Genomic DNA, 16,281 nt, shown 5'->3' on the forward strand with positions numbered 1-16,281 from the left:
GGGCGACAACGTGGCGATGGATGTCGAGCTGATCGCGCCGATCGCCATGGACGAAGGCCTGCGCTTCGCGATCCGCGAAGGCGGCCGCACCGTCGGCGCCGGCGTCGTCGCCAAGGTCATCGCGTAACTTCGGCGTCTAGCTGGGATAGATACGATGGACAGCCAGAATATCCGCATCCGCCTCAAGGCGTTCGATCATCGCGTGCTCGACCAGAGCACCAGCGAGATCGTCAACACCGCGAAGCGTACCGGGGCGCGCGTGCGGGGCCCGATCCCGCTGCCGACTCATATCGAACGGTTCACCGTGAACCGTTCGCCGCACGTCGACAAGAAGTCGCGTGAGCAGTTCGAGATCCGCACCCACAAGCGGCTGCTCGACATTGTCGACCCGACTCCGCAGACGGTGGACGCGCTGATGAAGCTCGACCTCGCCGCCGGCGTGGATGTCGAGATCAAGCTGTAAGGGGATTGGGCCCATGCGGACCGGATTGGTTGCACGCAAGCTGGGAATGACCCGGCTGTTCACGGAGGACGGTACGCATGTGCCGGTCACCGTGCTGAAGGTGGACAACTGCCAGGTTGTGGCGCAGCGCACCGAGGAGAAGGACGGTTACACCGCCCTCCAGGTCGGTGTCGATGCCGCCAAGCCGAAGAATGTCTCCAAGGCCATGCGCGGGCATTTCGCCAAGGCGAATGTCGAGCCGAAGCGCAAGGTGGCTGAGTTCCGCGTCGCCGCCGAGGCGATGGTGGATGTTGGCGCCGAGCTGTCGGTGGAGCATTTCGTCGTCGGCCAGTTCGTCGACGTCGTCGGCAACACCATCGGTAAGGGTTTTGCTGGTGTCATGAAGCGGCACAACTTCCGCGGTCTCGAAGCGACCCACGGCGTGTCGATCAGCCACCGCAGCCACGGTTCGACCGGCCAGCGCCAGGATCCGGGCAAGGTGTTCAAGGGCAAGAAGATGGCCGGCCATATGGGCGACCGTCAGCGCACCCAGCAGAACCTGCAGGTAATCCGCACTGACGCCGCCCGCGGCCTGATCATGCTGAAGGGCAGCGTGCCGGGTTCGGAAGGTCAGTATGTGTATGTCCGCGACGCGGTGAAGAAGCCGCGGCACAAGGACGTGCCGATGCCGGCCGCCCTCAAGGCCGCCGAGAAGTAAGGGTAGACAGCCATGGCCGAGACGATTGAAGTCGGCGTGACCGACCTGGAGAACAAGTCCGCGGGCAAGCTTGCGCTGTCCAAGGACGTGTTCGGCCTGCCGCCGCGCGCAGACCTGCTGCAGCGCTACGTGATCTGGCAGCTGGCCAAGCGCCAGCAGGGCACGCACAAATCCAAGACCTATGGTGAGGTTGCCGGTTCGACCCGCAAGATCATCAAGCAGAAGGGTTCGGGCGGCGCCCGCCACGGCGGCATCCGCGCCCCGCAGTTCCGCGGCGGCGGCAAGGCGTTTGGCCCGGTGCCGCACAGCCATGCCATCGACCTGCCCAAGAAGGTCCGCAAGCTGGCCCTGAAGACCGCGCTGTCGACCAAGCTGGCCGAAGGCAAGCTCAAGGTTGTCGACGCGGCGGTTCTCAAGGATGCCAAGACCAAGGACCTGGCCGGCAAGCTGAAGGGCCTTGGCCTGGAGAGCGCGCTGCTGATCGACGGCAAGGCGGTGGACGAGAATTTTGCCCGCGCCGCCCGTTCGCTCCGCAATCTCGATGTGCTGCCGGAGCAGGGCGCCAACGTCTATGACATCCTGCGCCGTGACACCCTGGTGCTGACCAAGGCCGCGGTCGAGGCTCTGGAGGCTCGCCTGAAATGAGCAATCTCAACCACTACGACGTGATCCTTTCGCCGGTGATCACCGAAAAGGCGACCCGTACTTCCGAGTACAATCAGGTCACTTTCCGGGTTCCGCTCGAGGCCACCAAGCCGCAGATCAAGGCCGCCGTCGAGGCGCTGTTCAAGGTCAAGGTTATGGCGGTGAACACCCTGCGGTCGAAGGGCAAGACCAAGATGTTCCGTGGCCAGCCGGGCAAGCGCTCCGACTGGAAGAAGGCGATGGTCACCCTCGCCGACGGCCACAAGATCGACGTGACGACGGGAATCTGACGCCATGGCTCTGAAGAATTACAAGCCGGTAACGCCGTCGACCCGCGGCCTGGTCCTGATCGACCGCTCGCAGCTCTACAAGGGCCGCCCGGTCAAGGAACTGACCGAGGGTCTGAAGAAGACCGGCGGCCGCAACAACACCGGTCGCATCACCACCCGTCATATCGGCGGCGGCCACAAGCGCCGCTATCGCATGATCGACTTCAAGCGCCGCAAGTTCGATGTCGGTGCGAGCGTCGAGCGGATCGAATACGATCCGAACCGGACGGCTTTCATCGCGCTGCTGAAGTATGATGACGGCGAGCTGGCCTATATCCTGGCGCCGCAGCGCCTGAAGGTCGGCGACCGCGTCATTGCCGGCGAGAAGGTCGACATCAAGCCGGGCAATGCCATGCCGATGAAGTCGATCCCGGTCGGCACCATCATCCACAATGTGGAGATGAAGCCGGGCAAGGGCGGCCAGATGGCCCGTTCGGCCGGCAGCTTCGTCCAGCTGGTCGGTAAGGACCAGGGCATGGCCCTGCTGCGCCTGGCTTCCGGCGAGCAGCGCCTGGTGCAGGCCGAGTGCATGGCCACCATCGGTGCGGTGTCCAATCCGGACAACCAGAACACCAAGCTCGGCAAGGCCGGCCGCAAGCGCTGGTTGGGCGTGCGCCCGACTGTGCGCGGTGTTGCCATGAACCCGATCGACCATCCGCATGGTGGTGGTGAGGGCCGGACCTCGGGCGGTCGCCATCCGGTGACCCCGTGGGGCAAGAACACCAAGGGCAAGCGCACCCGTAACAATAAGCGGACGCAGAATATGATCCTGCGCCGCCGCCCGTCGGGCAAGCATAGCTGATCGGGCTAGGAGGTTAGGTCGTGGCACGTTCTGTCTGGAAAGGCCCGTTCGTAGACGGGTATCTGCTGAATAAGGCCGACAAGGTGGCGTCGTCGGGTCGCAAGGAGGTCATCAAGACCTGGTCGCGGCGTTCGACGATCATGCCGCAGTTCGTCGGCCAGACCTTCGGCGTCCACAACGGCAACAAGTTCATCCCGGTGCTGGTTACCGAGGAAATGGTCGGGCACAAGTTCGGCGAGTTCTCGCCGACCCGCACGTTCCACGGTCACAGCGCCGACAAGAAGGCGAAGAAGTAACCATGGGCAAGCAGGCGCGCGAATCCCGCCTCGGCGAGAACGAGGCGATGGCGGTGGGCCGGAATATCCGGGTCAGCCCCCGCAAACTCGGCGTGGTCGCCGGCCTGATCCGCGGCAAGCGGGTCGAGGCGGCCCTGTCGGAGCTGACTTTCTCCAAGCGGCGCATCGCCAAGGATGTCCGCAAGGTGCTGCAGTCGGCGATCGCCAATGCCGAGAACAACCACCAGCTCGACGTCGATCGTCTGGTCGTTGCCGAGGCCAGCGTCGGCAAGGGCCTGGTGATGCGGCGCTTCCATGCCCGCGCCCGCGGTCGTGGCGCCAAGATCCTGAAGCCGTTCAGCCACATCACCATTGTTGTGCGCGAGCGCGAGGAAGAGAAGAAGGCTCCGGCCAAGGCCAAGACGAAGTCGGCCGCGGTGCAGCAGAGCGGGGAGCAGGCGTAATGGGTCAGAAAGTCAATCCGGTCGGGCTTCGCCTCGGCATCAACCGCACCTGGGATTCCCGCTGGTATTCCAGCGACAAGGAGTATGCCGGTCTGCTGCACGAGGATCTGAAGATCCGCAAGTATCTCGAGCAGCGCCTGGCCCAGGCCGGCGTTGCCCGCATCGTCATCGAGCGGCCGGCCAAGAAGGCCCGCATCACCATCCACTCGGCCCGTCCGGGTGTGGTGATCGGCAAGAAGGGCGCCGATATCGAGAAGCTGCGTTCCGATCTGGCCAAGATGACCAAGTCGGAAGTGCATCTGAACATCGTCGAGATCCGCAAGCCGGAGCTGGATGCCAAGCTGGTGGCCGAGAATATCGCCCAGCAGCTGGAGCGTCGCGTTGCCTTCCGCCGCGCCATGAAGCGCGCTGTGCAGTCGGCGATGCGCCTGGGCGCCGGCGGCATCCGCATCACCTGCGGCGGCCGTCTCGGCGGTGCGGAAATCGCCCGCGTTGAATGGTATCGCGAAGGCCGCGTGCCCCTGCATACCCTGCGCGCCGATGTGGATTTCGCCCGCTCGACCGCCAAGACTGCCTATGGCAGCTGCGGCGTGAAGGTGTGGGTGTTCAAGGGTGAGATCATGGCTCATGACCCGATGGCCCAGGACAAGCGCCTGGCCGACCAGGTTCAGGGCCATCAGGGCGGCCGCCAGGGCTGATCCGGGAGTAACGAGCGATGTTGCAACCGAAGCGTACAAAGTTCCGTAAGGCCTTCAAGGGCCGCATCCACGGTGTTGCCAAGGGCGGCACGGCGCTGAATTTCGGCGCCTTCGGCCTGAAGGCAATGGAGCCGGCGCGCGTCACCGCTCGCCAGATCGAGGCCTGCCGCCGGGCGATCACCCGTCACATCAAGCGCCAGGGCCGCATGTGGATCCGCGTCTTCCCGGACGTGCCGGTATCGAAGAAGCCGGCCGAAGTCCGCATGGGTTCGGGCAAGGGTTCGCCCGAGCTCTGGGTCTGCCGCGTGAAGCCGGGCCGGGTGATGTTCGAGCTGGACGGCATTCCGGCGGCGCTGGCCAAGGAAGCCTTCGAGCTGGGCGCCGCCAAGCTGCCGATCCGCACCAAAGTCATCACCCGTCTGGGTGAGGGAGCGTAAGTCATGAAGGCGAGCGAACTGGTCGGCAAGACCAAGGACGAACTGATTACCAAACTGACCGACCTGAAGAAGGAGCAGTTCAACCTGCGCTTCCAGAAGGCGACCGGCCAGCTTGAGAATACCGCGCGCGTCCGTCAGGTGCGCCGGGATATCGCCCGTGTACGGACCGCGCTCGGCCAGCCGGCCGGCGCCAAGCGGGCGTAAGGAGAGACGAGATGCCGAAGCGCGTATTGCAGGGCGTCGTGGTGAGCAACAAGGGCAACAAGACCGTCGTCGTGAAAGTCGAACGGCGGATCATGGACCCCGTGTACAAGAAGTTCATCCGCCGTTCGAAGAATTACCATGCTCATGATGAGAACAACGTCCACAAGGAAGGGGACGTTGTGTGGATCGAGGAAGCACGACCGATTTCCAAGCTGAAACGCTGGGTCGTCCTCGAGAACGCCTCCTGAGCCGACACCGGATATTTAGCGAGGTATAGGTCCAATGATCCAGGTGGAAACCAATCTCGACGTCGCCGACAATTCGGGCGCGCGCCGGGTCCAGTGCATCAAGGTGCTGGGCGGTTCGAAGCGCAAGACGGCCCAGGTCGGTGATATCATCGTGGTGTCCGTGAAGGACGCCATTCCACGCGGCCGCGTGAAGAAGGGTGACGTGCATCGCGCCGTCATCGTGCGCACCGCCAAGGAAATCCGTCGCCCCGACGGCAGCGCCATCCGCTTCGACCGCAATGCAGCCGTGCTGATCAACAAGCAGCAGGAGCCGATCGGCACCCGTATCTTCGGGCCGGTCACCCGCGAGCTGCGTGTGAAGGGGCACATGAAGATCATTTCTCTGGCGCCGGAGGTGCTCTGAGCCATGGCCGAGAAGTTCAAAATCAAGAAGGGCGACAAGGTCGTCATCACCTCCGGCCGCTCCAAGGGAGCGACCGGTGAGGTGCTGCACGTTGATCGCATCATGGACCGTGTCGTCGTGCAGGGCGCCAACAAGGTGACCAAGCATGTCAAGCCGGGCCGTGCCACGGCCGGCGGCATCGAGGAGCGCGAGGCCCCGGTCCACGTTTCCAACGTGATGCATGCCGATCCGAAGGACGGCAAGCCGACCCGCGTTGGCTACAAGTTTCTGGATGATGGTCGCAAGGTGCGCGTTGCCAAGCGCTCCGGCGAAGTCATCGACCGTTGATGGAGGGTGATGCAATGAACGCTCCCCGCATGAAGGACATCTACGAGAACCAGGTTCGCAAGCAGCTGATCGAGAAGTTCGGCTACAAGAACCCGATGGAGGTTCCGCGGATCGAGAAGATCGTGATCAACATGGGTGTCGGCGAAGCCGCCCAGGACTCCAAGAAGGTCCAGGCTGCGGTGACCGAGCTGGCCGCCATCACCGGCCAGAAGCCGGTGACGACCAAGGCCCGCAAGGCGATCGCGAACTTCAAGCTGCGCGAGGGCCAGCCGGTCGGCTGCAAGGTTACCCTGCGCCGCCAGCACATGTACGAGTTCCTCGACCGCCTGATTAACATCGCGCTGCCGCGCGTGCGCGACTTCCGTGGCGTTCCGGGCAAGAGCTTCGACGGCCGTGGCAATTATGCCCTGGGCCTGAAGGAGCAGCTGATCTTCCCGGAGATCAACTACGACAAGATCGACGAGGTCCGCGGCATGGACATCATCATCTGCACGACGGCGAAGACGGATGAGGAGGCCAAGGCCCTGCTGGCCGGCTTCCGCATGCCGTTCCAGAACTGAGCCGGGAAAGGATCGCTGAAATGGCGAAGACGAGTTCCGTCGAAAAGAACAAGCGCCGCGAGAAGCTGTCCGCGCAGTATGCGGCGAAGCGCGCCAAGCTGAAGGCCACGATCAAGAACAAGAGCGTGTCGCCGGAAGAGCGCTTCGAAGCTGCCCTGAAGCTGGCCGAGATGCCCCGCAACTCCGCCAAGATCCGCGTGCGCAACCGCTGCGAAATCACCGGCCGTCCGCGTGCCGTGTACCGCAAGCTGAAGCTGTCGCGCAACATGCTGCGTGAGCTGGCCTCGATGGGCCAGATCCCGGGCATGGTCAAGTCGAGCTGGTAAGGAGATACGAGCATGGCTCTTACCGATCCCCTTGGCGATATGCTGACCCGCATCCGCAACGGCCAGCAGGCAGGCAAGTCCGCCATCGGCTGCCCGGCCTCGAAGCTGCGGATGAATGTCCTCGAGGTCCTCAAGAAGGAAGGCTATATCCGCGGCTACGAGCTGCTGGAGGATGGCAACAAGCGCAACCTGCGCATCGAGCTGAAGTATTATGAAGGCGAGCCGGTCATCCGGGCCATCGACCGCGTGTCGACCCCGGGCCGCCGGGTCTATTCGGCCATCAAGGATCTGGGCAAGGTCCGCGGCGGCCTCGGGATTTCGATCCTGTCGACCCCGCGTGGCGTGATGTCCGATGTCGAGGCCCGCGCTGCCAATGTCGGCGGCGAAGTCCTCTGCCGCGTATTCTGAGGAGTGTGACCATGTCGCGTATCGGCAAGCATCCGGTTCCGGTGCCGCAGGGCGTGCAGGTCCAGCTGGCCGGCCAGACCCTGACCGCGAAAGGCCCGAAGGGCGAGCTCAAGCTCACCGTCGTGGACGATCTGTCGGTGGAAATGGCGGACAGCAAGATCACCGTCAAGCCGCGCCAGGCCACGCGCCGCGGCCGCTCCATGTGGGGCATGCAGCGCACCCTGGTCAGCAACCTGGTGAAAGGCGTCAAGGACGGCTTCACCCAGGAGCTGGAAATCAATGGCGTCGGCCTGCGTGCGGCGATGCAGGGCAAGAACCTGCAGCTGAACATGGGCTTCAGCCATGAAGTCCTCTATCCGATCCCGGCGGGCATCGAGATCAAGGTGGAAAAGCCCACCTCGATCAAGATCACCGGTGCGAACAAGCAGCTGGTCGGCCAGGTTGCCGCGGAAATCCGCGCGATCAAGCCCCCCGAGCCCTACAAGGGCAAGGGCATCAAGTATGTTGATGAGACCATCCTGCGCAAGGAAGGCAAGAAGAAGTAAGGGCCGCGCCATGAGCATCAAGACCCGCCTGAACGCTCTCAACGAGCGCCGCAAGGAACGCAACCGCACCCGCATCCGGGCCGCCGCCCATGGCCGTGCCCGGCTGAGCGTGCATCGTTCCTCGCGTTACATCTATGCGCAGGTGATCGATGACGCCAATGGCGTCACCCTGGCCTCGGCTTCCTCGCTGGAGCCGGGTCTGCGCGGTTCGCTGAAGACCGGTGCCGACACCAAGGCGGCTTCGGAGGTCGGCAAGCTGATTGCCGAGCGTGCCAAGGCTGCCGGCGTCACCGAGGTGATCTTCGATCGCGGCGCCTATCTCTTCCACGGGCGCATCAAGGCGCTGGCTGACGCGGCGCGCGAAGCCGGTCTGAGTTTCTGAGAAAGGTTTGGGTACAATGGCTGCTACTCAACGATCTGAACGGGGCGACCGCGGCGATCGCGGCGCCGATCGCGGCGAGCGGGGCGACAACGAGTTCGTCGACAAGCTGGTCAGCATCAATCGCGTTGCCAAGGTGGTGAAGGGCGGCCGGCGTTTCGGTTTCGCCGCGCTGGTTGTCGTCGGTGACCAGAAGGGCCGCGTCGGCTACGGTTCGGGCAAGGCCCGCGAGGTGCCGGAAGCGATCCGCAAGGCCACCGAGCATGCGAAGCGCAACCTGATCCGCGTCAACCTGCGCGAAGGCCGCACCCTGCATCATGACATCGAAGGCCGTCATGGCGCCGGCAAGGTCGTGCTGCGTGCCGCCCCGGCCGGTACCGGCATCATCGCCGGCGGTCCGATGCGTGCGGTGTTCGAAACGCTGGGCGTTGCTGACGTCGTGACCAAGTCGCTGGGTTCGTCGAATCCGCACAACATGGTCAAGGCGACCTTCGCCGCCCTGCAGAACCTGAATGCGCCGCGGCACATTGCTGCCAAGCGCGGCAAGAAGGTGGCCGATATCCTCGGCCGCCGCCCCGAGACCGAGGAGTAATCCGTCATGGCCAAGGCGAAGACGGTCAAGGTCACCTGGGTGCGCTCGGCCAACAAGCGCACCGCCGACCAGCAGCAGACCCTGGTGGGTCTGGGCCTGCGCAAGCTGCATCAGAGCCGCGAGCTCGAGGACACCCCCTCGGTGCGTGGCATGATCAAGAAGGTCCAGCACCTGCTGCAGGTCGAAGGCTGAAGGAACTTAGGAACCGGCTGCGGCCGGTCCGAGCGGAAGGGTTAGCAACATGCGTCTCAATCAGATCGCCGACAATCCGGGCGCCCGCAAGGAGCGCATGCGCGTCGGCCGCGGCATTGGCTCCGGCAAGGGCAAGACCTCGGGCCGTGGCGTCAAGGGTCAGAAGGCCCGCACCGGCGTCAGCATCAACGGCTTCGAAGGCGGCCAGACCCCGATCTACCGCCGGCTGCCGAAGCGTGGCTTCAATGTGCCGAACCCCACTGTTTTCGAGGCGGTCAACATCGGCCGTCTGCAGGCGGTGATCGAGAAGGGCAAGCTCGATGCGGCCCAGCCGATCGACGAGGCCGCGCTGGCCAAGGCCGGCCTGTGCTCGGGCAAGGCGGATGGCGTCCGCCTGCTGGGTACCGGTGCACTGAAGGCGAAGATCACCATCACGGTCAGCGGCGCGTCGGCCACCGCGAAGGCGGCGGTCGAGAAGGCCGGTGGCAGCATCACCGTCCTGGTCCCGCCGAAGAGCGAGGCCGCACCGAAGGCCGACAAGAAGGCCAAAGGCAAGAAGAAGTAAGTAATCGGGACTGGCGGCGGGGCTTCGGCCCCGCCAGCCTTCTCAGGATCACGCGTTCGGATTAGGGATCGGACATGGCATCGGCAGCGGAACGCATGGCAGCCAGCCTCAATTTCGGGGCCTTCGCCAAGGCGACCGAATTGAAGAAGCGGATCTGGTTCACGATCGGCGCGCTGATCGTGTACCGGCTGGGCACCTATATCCCGCTGCCCGGCATCGATCCGATGATCATGGCGGATATCTTCCGCCAGCAGTCCGGCGGCATCCTCGGCATGTTCAATGTGTTCGCGGGTGGTGCGCTTGAGCGCATGACCATCTTCGCGCTGAACATCATGCCGTATATCTCGGCCTCCATTATCGTCCAGCTGCTGACCGCGGTGTCACCGCAGCTGGAAGCGATGAAGAAGGAAGGCGAGGCCGGCCGCAAGAAGATCAACCAGTATACCCGTTACGGCACCGTTTTCCTGGCGGCGATCCAGGCCTACGGCATCTCCGTCGGCCTGGAAGGCATGTCCGGCAGCCGTGGCGGCGCCGTGATCGACCCGGGCATGATGTTCCGCCTGACCACCGTCATCACGCTGACCGGCGGCACCCTGTTCCTGATGTGGCTGGGCGAACAGATCACCCAGCGCGGCGTCGGCCAGGGCATTTCACTCATCATTTTCGCCGGCATCATCGCCGAGCTGCCGCGGGCCCTTGCATCCACGCTGGAGCTCGGCCGCACCGGCGCACTCAGCACCTTCTTCATCCTGTTCCTGATCATCCTGATCGTGGCCGTGATCACTTTCATCGTGTTCATGGAGCGCGCCCAGCGCCGTATTCTGGTGCAGTATCCGAAGCGCCAGGTCGGCCAGCGGATGTTCGGTGGCGAAAGCTCGCATCTGCCGCTGAAGCTGAATACCTCGGGCGTGATTCCGCCGATTTTCGCCTCGTCGCTGCTGCTGATGCCGATCACCATCGCGCAGTTCACGGCCAGCTCGGGTGCGCCGGAATGGGTGACGACCCTGACCACGCTGATCGGCCATGGCCAGCCGCTGTACATGGTCATGTATGTCGCGCTGATCGCCTTCTTCTGCTTCTTCTATACCTCGGTGGTTTTCAATCCGACCGAGACGGCCGATAACCTGAAGAAGAATGGCGGCTTTGTGCCCGGCATCCGGCCTGGCCAGCGGACCGCCGAATATTTCGACTATGTGCTGACCCGGCTGACTGCTGTCGGTGCGATCTATATCTCCGCGGTCTGTCTGCTGCCGGAGATCCTGATTTCCCAGTATTCGGTGCCGTTCTACTTCGGCGGCACGTCTTTGCTGATCGTCGTCAGCGTCACCATGGATACTGTGGCGCAGATCCAGTCGCATCTGCTGGCGCATCAGTATGAGGGCCTCATCAAGAAGGCCAAGCTGAGGGGAGCGCGCAAATGAGACTGATCCTGCTCGGACCGCCGGGGGCCGGCAAGGGCACCCAGGCCCAGCGCCTGACCGCCAGCCATGGTCTGGTCCAGCTGTCGACCGGCGACATGCTGCGCGCGGCCGTCAAGGCCGGCACGGCGACCGGGCTCAAGGCCAAGGCAGTGATGGACAGTGGCGCGCTGGTATCCGACGAGATCGTGGTCGGGATCATCGCGGAACGGATCGACCAGCCGGATTGCCGTAAGGGCTTCATCCTGGACGGTTTCCCGCGCACCACCAAGCAGGCCGAGGCCCTGGACAAGATGCTGGCCGAGCGCAAGCTCAAGCTGGATGCCGTGATCGAGATGAAGGTTGATGACGGCGCCCTGGTGGAGCGCATCACCGGCCGCTTTACCTGCGCCAAATGTGGCGCCGGGTATCATGATACCTTCAAGCAGCCGAAGACCCCCGGGGTCTGCGATGTCTGTGGCGGCACCGAGTTCAGCCGGCGCGCCGATGACACCGCGGAAACCGTGGTCCCCCGGCTCAAGGCCTATCACGACCAGACGGCACCCCTGCTGCCCTATTATGACGGCCGCGGTATTCTGCGCCAGGTCGATGGTATGGCTGACATGGACGAGGTGACCCGGCAGATCGAAGGGGTTTTAGCCAGCCTCTGAGGGCTCTCTTAAGTAGTTGACTGCGTGTGGATAGTTTCTATAATCGCGCCCCTTGGGCAGCGGGTGCGATCAGGAAAACAGACGGCGCGGAACAGCGTAAATCTTTGATTTCGCTGTATTTCGCGCGGCCGTTTAACCGCCCAAGACTGACGTTCCGACCCCTGTCGGAGCGAGTGATTCGAGGAGAAAAAGCGTGGCGCGTATTGCTGGCGTGAACATCCCGACCAACAAGCGGGTCGAGATCGCATTGACCTACATCTACGGCATCGGCCGGGTGAAGGCGAAAGAAATCTGCGAGAAGATCGGCCTGCCGGCCGAGCGCCGGGTCAATGAACTGACCGACGCCGAGGTTCTGCAGATCCGCGAGACCATCGACCGCGACTACAAGGTCGAGGGCGACCTGCGTCGCGAGATCGCGATGAACATCAAGCGGCTGATGGATCTCGGCTGCTACCGCGGCCTGCGTCACCGCAAGGGCCTGCCGGTCCGCGGCCAGCGCACCCACACCAATGCCCGCACCCGCAAGGGCAAGGCGGTTGCCATCGCCGGCAAGAAGAAGGCGACCCGCTAAACCCTACCCCCGTTTTCCAAGGACTGCAGGATACTCATGGTCAAGGACAAGGCCGCGCGCCCCCGGCGCAAGGAAAAGAAGAACATCACCTCTGCCGTTGCGCATGTGAATGCATCGTTCAACAACACGATGATCACCATCACCGACGCGCAGGGCAACACCATTGCCTGGTCGTCGGCGGGCAGCCAGGGCTTCAAGGGTTCGCGCAAGTCGACCCCGTATGCTGCGCAGGTTGCTGCCGATATCGCCGGCCGCCGCGCTGCCGAGCATGGCGTGCGCACCCTCGAGGTCGAGGTGAAGGGTCCGGGTTCGGGCCGCGAGTCGGCCCTGCGCGCCCTGCAGGCGGTCGGTTTCGTGATCACCAGCATCCGCGACGTGACGCCGATCCCGCATAACGGCTGCCGTCCGCCAAAGCGCCGCCGCATCTGATTTGTCGTGGCGGCGCGGCCGCCGCGATCCGGGAATGAGAGGCCGGCCGCACCCCGACAGACAGAGGGGCGGCCGTTGCCACAACCGAGGTGGTCCAGGCGGTGCGCCGTGCCCGCCGCAACCGAACGAGGTTACAGGTGATCCAGAAGAATTGGACCGATCTGATTAAGCCGAACAAGCTGGTGATCGAGCCGGGCGCCGTGCCGGGCCGTACTGCCACCATCGTCGCCGAACCGCTGGAGCGCGGTTTCGGCCTGACGCTGGGCAACGCGCTGCGCCGCGTGCTGCTGTCGTCGCTGCAGGGCGCCGCCGTCACGTCGATCAAGATCGACGGCGTGCTGCATGAATTCTCGTCGATTCCGGGTGTCCGCGAGGACGTCACCGACATCGTGCTGAACATCAAGTCGATGGCCCTGAAGATGCACGGCGAAGGCCCGAAGCGCATGCATCTGAACGCGCAGGGTCCCTGCGAAGTCACCGCCAAGATGATCGAGACCGGCCATGACATCGAGGTCATGGACCCGGACCATGTGCTGTGCACGCTCGACAACGGCGCCAGCATCCGTATGGAACTGACCGTCGAGACCGGCAAGGGCTATGTGCCGGCATCGGCCAACCGTCCCGAGGACGCGCCGATCGGCCTGATCCCGGTGGATGCGCTGTACAGCCCGGTCCGCAAGGTTTCGTACAAGGTTGAGAATACCCGCGAGGGCCAGATTCTCGACTACGACAAGCTGACCATGCAGATCGAGACCAACGGCGCCGTGAAGCCGGAAGATGCCGTCGCTTTTGCCGCCCGCATCCTGCAGGACCAGCTGCAGCTCTTCATCAATTTCGAGGAGCCGAAGGCCGAGACCCGCGAGAAGATCACCAGCGAGCCGGAGTTCAATCCGAACCTGCTGCGCCGGGTCGACGAGCTGGAGCTGTCGGTGCGTTCGGCCAACTGCCTGAAGAACGACAACATCGTCTACATCGGCGATCTGATCCAGAAGACCGAGGCAGAGATGCTGCGCACGCCGAATTTCGGCCGCAAGTCGCTGAACGAGATCAAGGAAGTCCTGGCGCAGATGGGCCTGCATCTTGGCATGCATGTCCCCAACTGGCCGCCTGAGAATATCGAGGAACTGGCGAAGAAGCTGCAGGATCAGTACTGATCCTGCCCGCCTAACGAAGGATCGAGGAGAGTAGACATGCGTCACCGCAATGCCGGCCGCAAGCTCAACAAGACGAGCTCCCACCGCCGTGCGATGTTCGGCAACATGGCCGCGTCGCTGATCAAGCACGAGCAGATCACCACCACGCTGCCGAAGGCCAAGGAGCTGAAGCCGCTGATGGACAAGCTGATCACGCTCGGCAAGCGCGGCGATCTGCATGCCCGCCGCCAAGCGCTGTCGTTCCTGCCGGAGAAGGCGGCGGTCGAGAAGCTGTTCTCGACCCTCAACCAGCGCTATGCCGAGCGCAAGGGCGGTTATACCCGCGTGCTGAAGGCCGGCTTCCGCTATGGCGACGCCGCTCCGCTGGCCGTGATCGAACTGGTTGATCGCGACCCGTCGGTGAAGGGCCTCGATTCGGGTCCGGTGGCTGAAGCCGGCGAGGCCGAAGCAGCCGCCTGAGCGGCGCCAGGGATTGCATGACGGCGGCGGCCCGGTTTCCGGGCCGCCGTTTTCGTTTCAGGGCGTGGCGGGCGAAAACACCACACCGACCAGAAGCATGTCGATCCTGTCATTGCCCAGCGGCAGGATCAGGGACTGATGGTCGAAAACCTGCTCGCCAATCAGCCCGCGCCGCCGGATCAGGCTCGGGCGGGTCGTCTGCAGCACACCGAGATAGACCTCGCGGGCCCGGGCGGCAAAATCGGGCCAGGGATGCTGGTCGGTGTATTTGCCGGTCATGTCGAAGCCCTGCTGGCGGGCGATTTCGCTGCCGAACAGGCGATAGCGGAAGCGCGGCTCGGGTTCGTCCCCGACCTCGATCAGCAGCAGGTTGCCGAGAATGAATTTCAGCCCGAGCGGATCGATGTCGTCGCGGCTGGGATAGGGGCGCCCGGCGCACTTGTCCGCCCAATAGGCATGCAGCTGCCGCAGTACGGGCGTATCCAGCGTAAAATCCGGGGAATCGCTCACCATTTGTGACAGAGCACCATGAAAGTCTGTGAAATACAATCGGCGTTTCTTTCCATGGCATTGAAAAACAACGGAAACGCTCTTTAATCTGTTGGATGAGGCATCAGGGCTCCGGGATGATCCGCTTGCTGAAAATACTGCTGGCCGCCGGTATCGCGCTGTCTGCGCCGGGCGTGGCGGCCCAGCCGCAGACCCGCCTGCCGGCCGGCGAGGCGGAAATCCGGCTGAGTTTCGCGCCGCTGGTGAAGCGTGTCGCGCCGGCCGTGGTGAATATCTATACCCGCAAGGTCGAACGCGTCGTCCAGCGCGGCTCCCCGATGTTCGACGATCCTTTCTTCCGGCGCTTTTTCGGCGATATGGCGCCACCCGGCCAGCCGCGCGAGCGGATCGCGCAGTCGCTGGGCTCCGGCGTGATCATCGAACCGGATGGCGTGATCGTCACCAACAATCACGTTGTCGACGGCGCCACCGAGATCGTCGTGGCCCTGGCCGACCGTCGTGAATTCGAGGCGAGGGTGATCGCCGCCGATCCCCATGTCGATCTCGCCGTGCTGCGCATCGACACGCGGGGAGAGCAGCTGCCGCATCTCGAATTCCGCGATTCCGACGACCTGCAGGTCGGCGATCTGGTGATGGCGATCGGCAATCCCTTCGGCGTCGGCCAGACGGTGACCCAGGGTATCGTCTCCGGCCTCGGCCGCACCGGCGTCGGCAATCTCGATGCCCAGTCCTTCATCCAGACCGATGCGGCAATCAATCCCGGCAATTCCGGCGGCGCTCTGGTGGGCATGGATGGCAAGCTTGCCGGCATCAACACGGCGATCTTTTCGAAATCCGGCGGCTCGGTCGGCATCGGCTTCGCGATCCCCTCCAACCTGGTCGCCTCGACGGTGGCCAGCGCTGTTGCCGGCAAGGGAATTCACCGGCCGTGGCTCGGTGCCCATGGCGAGAGGGTCACCAGCGAGATCGCCCTGGGCCTCGGCCTGCAGCGGCCCGCCGGCGTGCTGATCAATGCCGTCCGCCGCGACAGCCCGGCGGGTCGTGCCGGCCTGCAGGCCGGCGATGTGGTCCTGGCTGTCGATGGCCGCGAGGTCAACGATCCGCAGGCCCTGAAATTCCGCATCTCGACGCGGAAACTGGGCGAGACAGCCAGTCTGGACGTATTGCGGGAGGGACGCCGGATCGCGGTCGCCGTCCCGCTGTCACAGGCGCCGGAAGACCCGCCACGGAATCTGACATTGCTGCGTGGCAACCAGCCGCTGGCCGGTGCCACGGTGGGCAATCTGTCACCGGCTTTTGCCGAGGAGCTGGGGGCCGACACGCTGGAGGACGGCGTGGTTGTCACGGAAGTGGAGCCCGGTTCGCCGGCCCATCGGCTGCGCATCCGCCCTGGCGACCGGGTGATCCGGGTGAACGGACGGGCGGTACGCCTTGTCGCTGACCTGCAGGCTTTGCTGCAGGCGTCGGACAAATGGTCCGTCGAACTGCAGCGCGGCAGGCAGGTCTTCACCCTGAATGTGAGGCTCTGACC

The 16,281-nt window shown here is 64.1% G+C and carries 28 protein-coding genes and 2 pseudogenes; 29 read left to right on the plus strand and 1 reads right to left on the minus strand.

The features are described 5' to 3' along the window. From tuf to rplQ, 28 genes and pseudogenes are all read left to right on the plus strand, one after another. Positions 1-127 (plus strand): annotated as a pseudogene (gene tuf, locus ACEQZY_RS06685) (elongation factor Tu); the annotation flags it as partial. A 27-nt stretch (positions 128-154) separates the two neighbouring features. Then, entirely contained in the window at positions 155-463 is a 309-nt protein-coding gene (gene rpsJ, locus ACEQZY_RS06690; RefSeq protein ID WP_341705341.1) for a 30S ribosomal protein S10, read from the plus strand. Positions 464-476: 13 nt separating this feature from the next. After that, the gene (rplC, locus tag ACEQZY_RS06695; RefSeq protein ID WP_341705340.1) at positions 477-1,160 is read left to right on the plus strand and encodes a 50S ribosomal protein L3; all 684 of its coding nucleotides are present in this window, start codon (positions 477-479) and stop codon (positions 1,158-1,160) included. Positions 1,161-1,184: 24 nt separating this feature from the next. Next, positions 1,185-1,805 carry a 50S ribosomal protein L4 gene (gene rplD, locus ACEQZY_RS06700; RefSeq protein WP_370153344.1) on the plus strand — a complete coding sequence of 207 codons (621 nt, stop codon included), beginning with the start codon at positions 1,185-1,187 and terminating at the stop codon, positions 1,803-1,805. Continuing rightward, positions 1,802-2,095: a 50S ribosomal protein L23 gene (locus ACEQZY_RS06705; RefSeq protein ID WP_370153187.1), complete on the plus strand. Its 294-nt coding sequence runs from the start codon at positions 1,802-1,804 to the stop codon at positions 2,093-2,095. The genes rplD and ACEQZY_RS06705 overlap by 4 nt, the downstream gene beginning before the upstream one ends. Before the next feature lie 4 nt (positions 2,096-2,099). Beyond that, entirely contained in the window at positions 2,100-2,936 is an 837-nt protein-coding gene (gene rplB / locus ACEQZY_RS06710) for a 50S ribosomal protein L2 (RefSeq protein WP_370153188.1), read from the plus strand. A gap of 20 nt (positions 2,937-2,956) precedes the next feature. Then, on the plus strand, positions 2,957-3,232 hold the full coding sequence (gene rpsS / locus ACEQZY_RS06715; protein WP_341705337.1) for a 30S ribosomal protein S19: 276 nt from the start codon (positions 2,957-2,959) through the stop codon (positions 3,230-3,232). A gap of 2 nt (positions 3,233-3,234) precedes the next feature. Beyond that, positions 3,235-3,675, plus strand: coding sequence for a 50S ribosomal protein L22 (rplV, locus tag ACEQZY_RS06720; protein ID WP_341705336.1), 441 nt, complete (start codon positions 3,235-3,237; stop codon positions 3,673-3,675). Next, positions 3,675-4,384, plus strand: a pseudogene (gene rpsC / locus ACEQZY_RS06725) (30S ribosomal protein S3). Before rplV ends, rpsC begins: the two are co-directional and overlap by 1 nt. A gap of 6 nt (positions 4,385-4,390) precedes the next feature. Further along, on the plus strand, positions 4,391-4,810 hold the full coding sequence (gene rplP / locus ACEQZY_RS06730) for a 50S ribosomal protein L16 (protein WP_341705334.1): 420 nt from the start codon (positions 4,391-4,393) through the stop codon (positions 4,808-4,810). 3 nt (positions 4,811-4,813) lie between these two features. Then, positions 4,814-5,014: a 50S ribosomal protein L29 gene (gene rpmC / locus ACEQZY_RS06735; RefSeq protein WP_341705333.1), complete on the plus strand. Its 201-nt coding sequence runs from the start codon at positions 4,814-4,816 to the stop codon at positions 5,012-5,014. 11 nt (positions 5,015-5,025) lie between these two features. Then, complete coding sequence (rpsQ, locus tag ACEQZY_RS06740; RefSeq protein ID WP_370153191.1) at positions 5,026-5,262, plus strand: 30S ribosomal protein S17; 237 nt, start codon at positions 5,026-5,028, stop codon at positions 5,260-5,262. 34 nt (positions 5,263-5,296) lie between these two features. Next, positions 5,297-5,665, plus strand: a complete 369-nt coding sequence (gene rplN / locus ACEQZY_RS06745; protein WP_370153193.1) for a 50S ribosomal protein L14 — start codon at positions 5,297-5,299, stop codon at positions 5,663-5,665. 3 nt (positions 5,666-5,668) lie between these two features. Next, positions 5,669-5,992, plus strand: coding sequence for a 50S ribosomal protein L24 (rplX, locus tag ACEQZY_RS06750; RefSeq protein WP_341704267.1), 324 nt, complete (start codon positions 5,669-5,671; stop codon positions 5,990-5,992). Positions 5,993-6,021: 29 nt separating this feature from the next. After that, positions 6,022-6,552, plus strand: a complete 531-nt coding sequence (rplE, locus tag ACEQZY_RS06755; RefSeq protein ID WP_370153346.1) for a 50S ribosomal protein L5 — start codon at positions 6,022-6,024, stop codon at positions 6,550-6,552. Positions 6,553-6,572: 20 nt separating this feature from the next. Next, positions 6,573-6,878, plus strand: coding sequence for a 30S ribosomal protein S14 (rpsN, locus tag ACEQZY_RS06760; RefSeq protein WP_341704265.1), 306 nt, complete (start codon positions 6,573-6,575; stop codon positions 6,876-6,878). 12 nt (positions 6,879-6,890) lie between these two features. Beyond that, the gene (gene rpsH / locus ACEQZY_RS06765; RefSeq protein ID WP_341704264.1) at positions 6,891-7,286 is read left to right on the plus strand and encodes a 30S ribosomal protein S8; all 396 of its coding nucleotides are present in this window, start codon (positions 6,891-6,893) and stop codon (positions 7,284-7,286) included. A gap of 11 nt (positions 7,287-7,297) precedes the next feature. After that, complete coding sequence (gene rplF / locus ACEQZY_RS06770) at positions 7,298-7,831, plus strand: 50S ribosomal protein L6 (RefSeq protein WP_341704263.1); 534 nt, start codon at positions 7,298-7,300, stop codon at positions 7,829-7,831. Positions 7,832-7,841: 10 nt separating this feature from the next. Further along, the gene (gene rplR, locus ACEQZY_RS06775) at positions 7,842-8,213 is read left to right on the plus strand and encodes a 50S ribosomal protein L18 (protein ID WP_370153196.1); all 372 of its coding nucleotides are present in this window, start codon (positions 7,842-7,844) and stop codon (positions 8,211-8,213) included. Positions 8,214-8,229: 16 nt separating this feature from the next. Further along, positions 8,230-8,802, plus strand: a complete 573-nt coding sequence (gene rpsE / locus ACEQZY_RS06780) for a 30S ribosomal protein S5 (protein WP_341704262.1) — start codon at positions 8,230-8,232, stop codon at positions 8,800-8,802. A gap of 6 nt (positions 8,803-8,808) precedes the next feature. Further along, positions 8,809-8,994 (plus strand): 50S ribosomal protein L30, encoded by a 186-nt coding sequence (gene rpmD / locus ACEQZY_RS06785; protein WP_341704261.1) that lies wholly within the window; start codon positions 8,809-8,811, stop codon positions 8,992-8,994. A 49-nt stretch (positions 8,995-9,043) separates the two neighbouring features. Beyond that, entirely contained in the window at positions 9,044-9,559 is a 516-nt protein-coding gene (gene rplO, locus ACEQZY_RS06790; protein ID WP_341704260.1) for a 50S ribosomal protein L15, read from the plus strand. Positions 9,560-9,633: 74 nt separating this feature from the next. Continuing rightward, positions 9,634-10,980, plus strand: coding sequence for a preprotein translocase subunit SecY (secY, locus tag ACEQZY_RS06795; protein ID WP_370153198.1), 1,347 nt, complete (start codon positions 9,634-9,636; stop codon positions 10,978-10,980). Beyond that, positions 10,977-11,627, plus strand: coding sequence for an adenylate kinase (locus tag ACEQZY_RS06800; protein WP_341704258.1), 651 nt, complete (start codon positions 10,977-10,979; stop codon positions 11,625-11,627). Before secY ends, ACEQZY_RS06800 begins: the two co-directional genes overlap by 4 nt. A 193-nt stretch (positions 11,628-11,820) precedes the next feature. After that, complete coding sequence (rpsM, locus tag ACEQZY_RS06805) at positions 11,821-12,198, plus strand: 30S ribosomal protein S13 (RefSeq protein ID WP_341704257.1); 378 nt, start codon at positions 11,821-11,823, stop codon at positions 12,196-12,198. A gap of 36 nt (positions 12,199-12,234) precedes the next feature. After that, positions 12,235-12,627, plus strand: coding sequence for a 30S ribosomal protein S11 (rpsK, locus tag ACEQZY_RS06810; protein WP_341704256.1), 393 nt, complete (start codon positions 12,235-12,237; stop codon positions 12,625-12,627). Between the two features lie 137 nt (positions 12,628-12,764). Continuing rightward, positions 12,765-13,781 carry a DNA-directed RNA polymerase subunit alpha gene (locus tag ACEQZY_RS06815; protein ID WP_341704255.1) on the plus strand — a complete coding sequence of 339 codons (1,017 nt, stop codon included), beginning with the start codon at positions 12,765-12,767 and terminating at the stop codon, positions 13,779-13,781. 36 nt (positions 13,782-13,817) lie between these two features. Then, positions 13,818-14,240: a 50S ribosomal protein L17 gene (gene rplQ / locus ACEQZY_RS06820; protein WP_341704254.1), complete on the plus strand. Its 423-nt coding sequence runs from the start codon at positions 13,818-13,820 to the stop codon at positions 14,238-14,240. 57 nt (positions 14,241-14,297) lie between these two features. Here the strand turns inward: rplQ and ACEQZY_RS06825 are convergent, their stop codons facing one another. Next, a complete protein-coding gene (locus ACEQZY_RS06825) occupies positions 14,298-14,753 on the minus strand; it encodes a PAS domain-containing protein (RefSeq protein ID WP_341704253.1) in 456 nt (151 codons plus the stop codon). Between the two features lie 113 nt (positions 14,754-14,866). On the opposite strand from ACEQZY_RS06825, the gene ACEQZY_RS06830 reads away from it, so the two are divergent. Continuing rightward, positions 14,867-16,279 (plus strand): Do family serine endopeptidase, encoded by a 1,413-nt coding sequence (locus tag ACEQZY_RS06830; RefSeq protein ID WP_370153201.1) that lies wholly within the window; start codon positions 14,867-14,869, stop codon positions 16,277-16,279. Positions 16,280-16,281: the final 2 nt, after the last annotated feature.

Source organism: Ferrovibrio sp. (assembly GCF_964218355.1).
GTDB lineage: Bacteria > Pseudomonadota > Alphaproteobacteria > Ferrovibrionales > Ferrovibrionaceae > Ferrovibrio.